Origin of the sequence: Phaeodactylibacter luteus (assembly GCF_007993045.1) — a bacterium.
GTDB lineage: Bacteria > Bacteroidota > Bacteroidia > Chitinophagales > Saprospiraceae > Phaeodactylibacter > Phaeodactylibacter luteus.
The window spans coordinates 43129-52076 of the sequence record NZ_VOOR01000037.1 but is presented as its reverse complement, the minus strand read 5'-3'; the positions used below and the strand labels follow the sequence as shown (position 1 = coordinate 52076).

The 8948-nt window shown below is 50.9% G+C and carries 10 protein-coding genes; 6 read left to right on the top strand and 4 right to left on the bottom strand.

The annotated features are described in order from the left end of the window. The 5 genes from FRY97_RS15885 to FRY97_RS23360 all read left to right on the top strand — a co-directional run. On the top strand, window positions 1–669 hold a 669-nt coding region (locus tag FRY97_RS15885), incomplete at its 5' end, for a M91 family zinc metallopeptidase (RefSeq protein ID WP_147168545.1). A 3-nt stretch (window positions 670–672) separates the two neighbouring features. Then, window positions 673–1293 carry a hypothetical protein gene (locus tag FRY97_RS15880; protein WP_147168544.1) on the top strand — a complete coding sequence of 207 codons (621 nt, stop codon included), beginning with the start codon at window positions 673–675 and terminating at the stop codon, window positions 1291–1293. Continuing rightward, entirely contained in the window at window positions 1290–2357 is a 1068-nt protein-coding gene (locus FRY97_RS15875) for a hypothetical protein (protein ID WP_147168543.1), read from the top strand. Before FRY97_RS15880 ends, FRY97_RS15875 begins: the two co-directional genes overlap by 4 nt. A gap of 145 nt (window positions 2358–2502) precedes the next feature. Then, window positions 2503–2757 (top strand): hypothetical protein, encoded by a 255-nt coding sequence (locus FRY97_RS22995; RefSeq protein ID WP_211356888.1) that lies wholly within the window; start codon window positions 2503–2505, stop codon window positions 2755–2757. 41 nt (window positions 2758–2798) lie between these two features. Beyond that, window positions 2799–2924, top strand: a complete 126-nt coding sequence (locus tag FRY97_RS23360; RefSeq protein WP_394349357.1) for a DUF3368 domain-containing protein — start codon at window positions 2799–2801, stop codon at window positions 2922–2924. 492 nt (window positions 2925–3416) lie between these two features. Here the strand turns inward: FRY97_RS23360 and FRY97_RS15865 are convergent, their stop codons facing one another. Continuing rightward, window positions 3417–3935, bottom strand: coding sequence for a 3-hydroxyanthranilate 3,4-dioxygenase (locus FRY97_RS15865; protein ID WP_147168542.1), 519 nt, complete (start codon window positions 3933–3935; stop codon window positions 3417–3419). 903 nt (window positions 3936–4838) lie between these two features. Here FRY97_RS15865 and FRY97_RS15855 point away from each other — a divergent pair. Further along, entirely contained in the window at window positions 4839–5624 is a 786-nt protein-coding gene (locus FRY97_RS15855) for an SDR family oxidoreductase (RefSeq protein WP_147168540.1), read from the top strand. A 20-nt stretch (window positions 5625–5644) separates the two neighbouring features. On the opposite strand, the gene FRY97_RS15850 is transcribed toward FRY97_RS15855, so the two are convergent. The 3 genes from FRY97_RS15850 to FRY97_RS15840 all read right to left on the bottom strand — a co-directional run bounded on the left by FRY97_RS15850 (window position 5645) and on the right by FRY97_RS15840 (window position 8945). Beyond that, window positions 5645–6322 carry a LytR/AlgR family response regulator transcription factor gene (locus FRY97_RS15850; RefSeq protein ID WP_147168539.1) on the bottom strand — a complete coding sequence of 226 codons (678 nt, stop codon included), beginning with the start codon at window positions 6320–6322 and terminating at the stop codon, window positions 5645–5647. Between the two features lie 29 nt (window positions 6323–6351). Beyond that, window positions 6352–7428: a sensor histidine kinase gene (locus tag FRY97_RS15845; RefSeq protein ID WP_170254686.1), complete on the bottom strand. Its 1077-nt coding sequence runs from the start codon at window positions 7426–7428 to the stop codon at window positions 6352–6354. A 293-nt stretch (window positions 7429–7721) separates the two neighbouring features. Continuing rightward, the gene (locus FRY97_RS15840; protein WP_147168537.1) at window positions 7722–8945 is read right to left on the bottom strand and encodes an NAD(P)/FAD-dependent oxidoreductase; all 1224 of its coding nucleotides are present in this window, start codon (window positions 8943–8945) and stop codon (window positions 7722–7724) included. Between the last annotated feature and the right edge of the window lie 3 nt (window positions 8946–8948).

Sequence of the window (8948 nt, the reverse complement as noted above, 5' to 3'; positions counted from 1 at the left end):
GCTTATGTTGCAAACAACCCGATTGCATTTATTGACCCAGACGGGAGAAATATTGTTATTCCCTTGACAGGAGAAAAATTGGGTGGCGATAACACCAGAGAATACCAGCAAACAGTATTCAACCATTTACAGAGCTTAACTAACGACAAGCTCGGTTGGGGCAAAGATAATAGCGGAAGGGACATAGTAATAATAGCAGAAAGGGGGACAGCAAATAGTGGCAAAGACCTTGGTTTTGGAACTTCTTTGATTGCGGGTTTAATCCAAAGTGATGATAAACATGCCTTTCTTGAAGCCCCTGCAAGCTCAGACCAAGGAAATCTAACACTTGCATTTAGTCCGAATGTAAATCTACAAGCCGACGGTACAGCTGGCGAAGGTGCAAGTTCATGGATAAGGTTCAACCCAAATGATACGGAGGGAGGTATGAACGTAGAGGGAGCCACTCAGAGACCATCAAACATTGGATTGGCTCATGAATTATTTCATGCAGCTATAAATATGGAAGGGATTAACATTACTTCACAAACTCATATTGAGTCAGAACCTAACTCAAATCAGGGAAATACAATTTCACGGACAGAATTTGTTACACGATTTTTAGAAAATTTTATCCGCCAAGAGCAGGGAGAACCTTTGAGGGTGTTGCCACCATCTAATAATAACTAAGAAATGAAATATTTACTGACTGTTTGTTTTTTATCCAGCATATTCGCTTCCTGTTATGTGGGCGGTATTTCAAGATATTCTTCAAACCATGAAATAGACGTTGAGGAATGGAAAAAAGCATTGGTTTCTAAAATTAAAGCCGAAAAAGCTACTATTAATGATTCTTTATCGTGGGCAAAGTCTGCCTTCGAAAACTTGGAACAATGTATAGAGCGAACCGATGCTGAAAAATTCTTATTGAAATATGATACAGCAAGACATCATTTGGGGCATATACCACCAAAAGCCTCTACTTATTTTGCAGAGTATTATTTACAGGGAGAAACGTCCATGCTGCACTATGGCATGTTCTGGATAAAGGGGAACAGGTATCAGGGGGTATGGCAAGGGGAAGATTGGAAGTGGCATGACATGGACACAAAGCCAAAGTTCTTAAAGCAGTTCGTAAAATTTAAAACGGATTTGGAGGCTGAGGAGCTAATCCACTCTGGGGGCTGGTACATTTTCATTACAGAATTCAAAGACAATAAAATCATTGACGTTAATTATGTAGCTGTACTGTCCCTTCCCCAGTTCCTCGTTGCAAATAAAGTTTTTTCAGTCGCCCAAAAAAATAAAAAATGAACAGGTATATTCTCATCCTCTTTCTGTTTTTCAATTTCCCTTTACACTCACAATCAATATGGTATGACAATGCCAAAGTCGAACTGGAAACAATGCTTACGGGCGAACAAATGCCGTCATTCAAAAATGCTGTAATTACGGTTGAGAATGCTTTCCTTGACGGACAATTGGATATAGATGATTTTGGGGTACAAATTGCAATTCTGAAATTTCTGGTACAGAAAAAAGCCCAATCCATTCAGATAGAGTATGACAAAAAAGACCTTGACAAAGTGAAAAATTATGCGAGTTTGTTTTCCGTGCTTAAAGACACTACTATTTTACTTGTCAATAGCGATACTATTTTTCATACTCCATATATTTATGATTTTGATGATGTTTTTGGGTCGGATGATTGGCAAAAAATGTTTGTCTCGAAATTGCTTACAACCAAAAAAGGGAATTGCCATTCCCTGCCATATCTATATAAAATCCTTGCTACTGAAATAGGAGAAGATGCTCATTTGGCTCTTGCCCCAAATCATATTTACATTAAGCATAGAGCGGAAAAGTGCGGAATGTATAACACAGAATTAACAAGTGGAACTTTCCCTATAGACGCATGGCTCATGGCATCGGGTTACATTTCACTTGAAAGCGTACAGAAAGGAATTTACCTTGACACGCTGACAGAAAAGGAAAGCATTGCCCTTTGCGTGATTGACTTGGCGCAAGGGTACAACCACAAATACCCCGATAATGACGGGACATTTGTCATCAAGTGCTGCGCCCTTGCCCTGCAACATTTCCCCGATTTCGTCAATGCCCTCCTGCTCAAAGCCGAGACCCGCCTGAAACAACTGCAAGCCATGCAAAAGAAGTACGGATATACCTACCTGAAAGAAGTGACCAAGCTGGAAGAGGGCATGAAATTCTGGGACGAGATGAACAGCCTCTACATGAAGATTTACCAACTTGGCTACCGACAGATGCCCGAACAGATGTATGTCGAATGGCTCACCTCGCTAAAAACAGAGAAGGAGAAATACACGAACAAGCAGGTCGAGCAGATGAACCGAAATTAATCAATCCAAAGAATTTGAAGAAGAAAGTCGAGTAGAGCAGGGAACTGACTAAGCAGTTCCCCACCCTCTCACAGAACCGTGCTTGAACCTCTCGATTCACACGGCTCTTCAGGACTAGAAGATAATCATCTCAGATACAAGCAGTTTGATAGCCTTAACAAATATTGGAGAATTAGAACTGCTGAAAAAGGTATATGAAGAAGTCGTAATAACACCAGAGATCGGAGAAGAATATGGACTTGAAACTCCAGGTTGGATAAGGATCGAGAAAATAGAAGATATACAGAAGTTTAAGCTGCTGAACCTTGAATTAGATAAAGGTGAATCTAGTGGAATAACATTGGCTTTAGAAAACGAAGCTAGTTTATTGATAATTGACGAGAAAAGGGAAGGGGAATAGCTAAAAAATTGGGAATCAAGACAACAGGGATTTTAGGAGTCATGATACGAGCAAAAGAAATAGGGGTAATAAACCGAGTAAAGCCCTTAATCGAGAAACTAGAAAAAGTTGATTTCCAAATGTCAGAAAGGCTCAAGAATCAAATTTTAGAAAGAGTAGGAGAGTAACCAAAAAAGAAACAGGCACACAATCGAGTAGGGTAAGGAGCGGCGAAATTACCACTCCTTATCCCTCTCACACCACTTAGCGTACGGACCTCGTACTCCGCGGTCCGTCAACCATAGGAAAGCGGTTCGCAGTACCTGGCAAAAGATCGGTAGCCACGTTTGGCCAATCTGCCTTCGGCCTGGGAAGCTCAGTGGTTAAAAATCAGCAATGCTCAATTTAATGAACCGGCCCTTTGCCCTGTGTCTGCACGCCTTTCGCCGATGGGAAAAAGACAAGAGGGCTTGGGGGCACGCCACTCTGACGGGCAGTGCTGCGCGAGCCCAAGGCCAGGGCAAAACGCTTGGAGCGCATCAGGCCGGTGTTCACGATTTTGCCTTGCAAAGACACGGGGCACATCCTATACGCTGTGGCTACAATGCAAAAAGCGCAATCGGGTAAAAGGCCAAATTGAGCATTGCTGGCCGTCCGGCCAATTGACACCTATGCCCAGGCTACCCTTTCTCCATGACCGTGCCGCAATTACCACAAGTGCGCAGCGCCTCGTCGCTCATAAAGCCTTCTATCGCAGACTTGAGCTGTGCCACAATATCCTTCAATGGAAAAGAAGCTTCGTGCAGCTTGTGGTTGCAGCTTTCACAAAACCACATCAGCTTATCTTCCTCCCCTTCACGGCGGTAGCGCTCTATCACCATGCCAACCGTATTGGCGGGGCGCTGAGGAGAGTGCGGTATGCGGGGCGGCAAAAGGAACATCTCCCCTTCACGGATCTGGATATCCTCCGGGGTGCCATCCTCGTTAATGATCTTCAGGGTAATGTCCCCTTCCAGCTGGTAAAAGAGCTCCTCGCCTTCCTCCCAGTGGTAATCCTTCCGCCCATTTGGCCCTCCAACGACCATCACAATGTAATCGTCATTGCCTTTGAAGACTTGTTGGTTGCCCACAGGCGGCTTGAGCAGGTGGCGGTTATCGTCCACCCATTTTTGCAAATTAAAAGGTTTGGCTAGTGGCATAAGGCATCGTATTTAGCGTGTTTTCCATCAGGCCATACCCAACTGTACAGCCCTCAGGTTCCGTAATTTATTTAAATTTGGAGCGGTTCCGTCATAAAATCCAGAATTTATGCCGCCTGCTGTGTCAGCAGGGCCTTGGCGGAGCCGCTGCATTTGAGCGGGCGCAAACCAGATTGCCGCTTTTTTGCCTGCCCCCTCCGCAAGGATAGGGGCCTGCCCCTGCCTGAGGGCAGGTGCCGCTATGCTACGGGGCTCGCTGCCCGCTCGGCCCCTCGCCTTACAGGCATCGGGTCTGGCCTTCGGCCACCCCTTCGCAGCGCTAGGCCAATGCCAGGCTAGTGCCTTAAGCCATAAATCTCTGATACTTAAGTTGAAGTTATTTTCCGGCTAATCAAGGCGAAGGTTCGCGACTTTAGCCCGAGCTAAAGGAGCGGTTCTTTAACGAAGAGTAGGCGGAAAAGAACGAAACTTGGGGTGGCAAGGATTTATAGCTTGAGGCACTAGAGCCCGGAAAGCATCAACGACTGCGGCATTTTGGTTTGCGCCCATTTGAGCTTAGAGAGCGTGTTGGGATTTTGGCCTTCTAGTCTAAAACTAGCCATTTTTTGATTAGACGAGGCCCGAAAACCGGAGTTTAGCCAAAGTTTCGGGGCGAAGTATAAGCGAAAAAGTGTCCCGCTGTCTAGCGGGACAGACCAATTACTAAAGTCCCAATACGCTCTAAGCGGGCTAAATGAAAATTCAGCGAGAAAGCCAGGCTTGTAAGACACTGATTTTCAAAACCTAAGGACACCAAGCCTGCGCTTGGGCGGCAGGCCAGCTGCCATACGGCAAAATAGCCCTGCAACGCTGTCCGTTCAACCCTAATCATAAAGGACAAATTCAAGATACAAAACACATTTCATGAACTTAGACCTCAAAGGAAAAAATGCGCTAGTCTGCGGCAGCAGCAAAGGGATCGGCAAAGCCGCAGCGTTTGAATTGGCAAAGCTTGGCGCTAATGTCACCCTCGTTTCCCGTTCTGCCGATAAAATGGTGGCCATCACCCAGCAAATGGCCCGCACTGCCGGGCAGCAGCACGATTTTCTTGCTGCGGATTTCACCAATACCAAAGATCTCAAGAGGAAAATCCGCGGGCTCACCGCCCTCAAGCCCATACACATCCTTGTCAACAATACGGGCGGGCCGCCAAGCGGGCCCATTACCGAAGCCGAGGAAGAAGCCTTTTTACAGGCTTACACCACCCACCTCATCTGCAACCACCTCTTGGCAAAAGCCGTCATCCCTGGCATGAGGCGGGAACAGTACGGCCGGATCATCAATGTCATTTCCACTTCTGTAAAAGCTCCTTTGCCAGGGCTTGGCGTATCCAATACCGTACGCGGCGCAGTGGCCAACTGGGCCAAGACTATGGCCAATGAGCTCGGCCCAGACCACATCACGGTGAACAATATCCTGCCCGGCGCGACCAACACCGACCGCCTGCAGGAGATCATCGACAAAAAATCGGCCACTACAGGGAAGTCGAAGCTGGAAATCATAGCAGGCATGCAGAGCAGCATCCCCTTGGGGCGTTTCGCTGAGCCCGAAGAGATTGGCGCTGCTATTGCCTTTCTGGCCACTCCGGCAGCGGCCTATATCACAGGGGTTGCCCTTGCTGTAGATGGTGGCCGGCTGAAAAATATGTGATCGTATTGCAGCAACAGCACTCAGGTGGCAAGGCCCAAAGCCCGATAAACCATTTCCCTATAGGCTTCTCCTATGGGCAGGGCCTCGCCACCTGCCCACAGCCGGCTGCCAGCCACTTTTGTCACATGGGCTGTATGCACAGCATAAGATTTATGGATCCGTAAGAAAACCGAGGGGCAGCCTGAAAGGATGGACCTGAGGTTGCCCTGGGCTGTAAGCACTCCGCCTTCGTGGAATACCCGGGTATAGCCCCCCATCCCTTTCAGGTAAAAAACCGCACTGTGCGGCAGTCTGTGGTAGCCCCTCCCTTCCTTCAGCAAGATAAAGGCAGGCTCCTGTGCCTGAAGCTGCCCGGCCGCACGTTGGACTGCTGTCAGAAACCGGGCTTCGCTGAAAGGCTTGAGCAGGTAGTCTGCCACATTGCACTCGAAGCCATCCAAGGCATATTCTGCGTGGGCCGTGGCCAAAATAACCTGAGGGGGATATGCCAAACCTCGAAGCAAATCCAGCCCAGTCTGACCAGGCATGCGGATGTCCAAAAACACAAGGTCCAATGGCTCTTGCCCTAAAACCGCTCTGGCCTGCTCGGCATCGTAGCACTGCCCTGCCAACTGCAAAACAGGCAGAGAAGCAGCATACTTCAGGAGCACGCGGTGTGCGAGCGGCTCATCATCTATGATCAGATAGCGGATTGGCATGTTATTGGTGTTTTCTTGGCCCCAAAATGCTATTCAGCGGGGGCGGCCAGGGGCAGCTCCAGCACTGCAGAAAAGGCCCCCTCCTCGAGAGCGGTCTGTAGGGAGCTACGCCCCGGGTAGAGGAGCGAAAGCCGCCGTTCAATATTGGCCAGCCCTTTGCCGTGATGCGGGCCTGCCGCCCGCCCCCCTGTGTTGTTCTCTACGCGGAAGGCCATACGGGAAGCATCGGCATGAACAGACAGCTTGATCCATGCCCCTTCTCGCAAGGTCTCCGCACCGTGGTGGAAAGCATTCTCGGCCAGCCCAAGCATCATCATAGGGGGCACCCTGACGCCTTCATCCGCCACCTGTTTTTCAAAAGTAATCTTGGCCGGCTGTACCCGGCGCATTTGCTGCAGCTCCAGATACTGTTCTACCACTTCCAGCTCGCGCCCCAATGCAACAGCCGCAGCATCGGCCTCAGTGAGGGCGTAGCGCATCAGGCTGCTCAGTTTCAGGATCGCTTCAGGGGTGCGGGGGCTCTGCTCTAGCGAAAGGGCGTAGAGGCTGTGCAAGGTGTTGAAGAAAAAATGCGGATTGACCTGGCTCCGCAGCAAGGCAAGCTCCTGCTCCAGGCGGGCATTATCGAGCTCCTGTATCCGGCCTCGCTGTACAAACCAATGATAGGACAAATACAGCGGGCTGCTCAGCAAGAGCACCCACAACAAATACCAGCTGCTCTCCATCCAACTGATGCCAGAAAAAGCGAAGCCCGGCCCGCCATTGTACAACTCTTGGTAAAAAGGGTGGAAAGAAGTGCATAGCCCGCCCAAAAGGATATAGCCTGCAGCCAGCCCCAACAGCTTCCGCCGGCTGCCCCCGGCAGCCCATCGGGGCAACAGCCAGGCCCAACTGAAAGCGACCATGCCAGCATAAGGCAGATGAAGGGTGAAAAAGTAGGAAAAGCAGCGCAGCCATCGGTATTCGCCCGCTCCTATCGCTCCCCAGTCTTCTGGCTCAAAAGCACAGTCCTGTGTAAGCAGCATCAGGGTAAACAGCCAGAACAACAATAGCAGGGCACTCAGCAGGCGCCCCCAGCGGAGTGGGCTCATCATCATCTTCTTCATCTTTCTTTTTTGCCCAAAAAAAAGCTCCAGCAGCTGCCCTGCCAAATCTATTGCACCAACTGCCCCTGCTGTTGCACGAACGGGCATTACAGCGGGGGGGCAATCAAAGTGCTGCAGCCGTTCAAGCTTTCCGGGCTTTAGCCTGGCATTGGCCTAGCGCTGCGAAGGGGTGGCCGAAGGCCAGACCCGACGCCTGTAGGGCGAGGGGCCGAGCGGACAGCGAGCCCCGTAGCATAGCGGCACCTGCCCTCAGGCAGGGGCAGGCCCAAAAAACGACAATCTCGTTGGTGCCCTTACAGCTGCTCGGCCACCTCTCTGCCCGACTGCATGGCCCCATTGATAGAGCCGTGCAATAGGTGGTCTCCTATCACATAGAGCCCATCGCGTATTTTATAACTGGCCTGCCCTTGTACGTGCTCCTGAGCCGGGAGCGCATATTTTACCCTGCGGAGGTGCAGGGGCTGCCAGCCTGCTGCCGCCTGCCCAAACCAACGCGACAGCTCTTGTTGTGCCTGCGCGAACAGCTCCCCGTCTGTGCCCATCTGTTGGCCCACCATAGCAACAGACAACAGGTGCTGCCCGGCAGGTGCGTACCCGGGCGCTACCTGATCCATGACGGCCAGGCTATTGACCCGGTCTGTAGGCCGAGTGTTGAGCGCGATAAGGGGGGAGCGCAACGGGGCCTCTGCAGCCCGGAAATGCAAATGCGTGGTGCTGACAAATTGGGTATTGACCGCCGGGGCGTAATCTTTGACCAAACCCGTAGCTTCTGTAGCCAAAATGATTTTCCCGGCAGAAAGGACAGCACCGCTCTCCAGATGGACATGCTGCCCTTCGATGTGTGCTACACGGCTATTGTAGCGTATGCTGCCTTCCGGCAAACGGCCCGCCAGCTGCAAAGGGATCTGCCCCATGCCGCCATTGGGCACAGCCACAGCGCCTTCCGCAAACATTTTGAAAACAAAATCAAACATGCGGCGGCTTGTCCTGAGCTCGGGCTCTAGAAAAATCCCGGCATAGAACGGGCGGAAAAATCGGGCGGCCAGCTCTTCTGAAAACCCGTATTCCCCCCTCAGCACTTCGGCCGTGGGGCGCTCCTCCCGCTGAAACACTTCTTCGGCGGAAAGCCTGGCCAGCTGATTGCGCAAGCGTAGGATGCCCAGTTTGCTGCTCAGCCCGCCAGCCTTGGCGAAAAGGGTAGGGAAAAGGCTGCCGGGGTCCCGGATAGGATCGCCAATCCGCCCCCGCGAGCCATCGGGCTGCAACAAAAGCGCGCCAGGCTTGAACGGGCGCAAATCCAGCGCGCTATAGTCCAGCAATGCACGGGCTTCGGGGTAAGCAGTGGCCAGGACCTGAAAGCCATGGTCCAGCAGAAAACCGTCCTGCTCCGTGGTCTGCACACGCCCGCCAGGCCGGCCAGCGGCTTCTAAGACGAGTACCGAACGGCCCTTTTGGTGTAAGTAATTTGCTGCCGTAAGGCCAGACAGCCCGGCGCCTATGATGATGATATCAGCCATGTT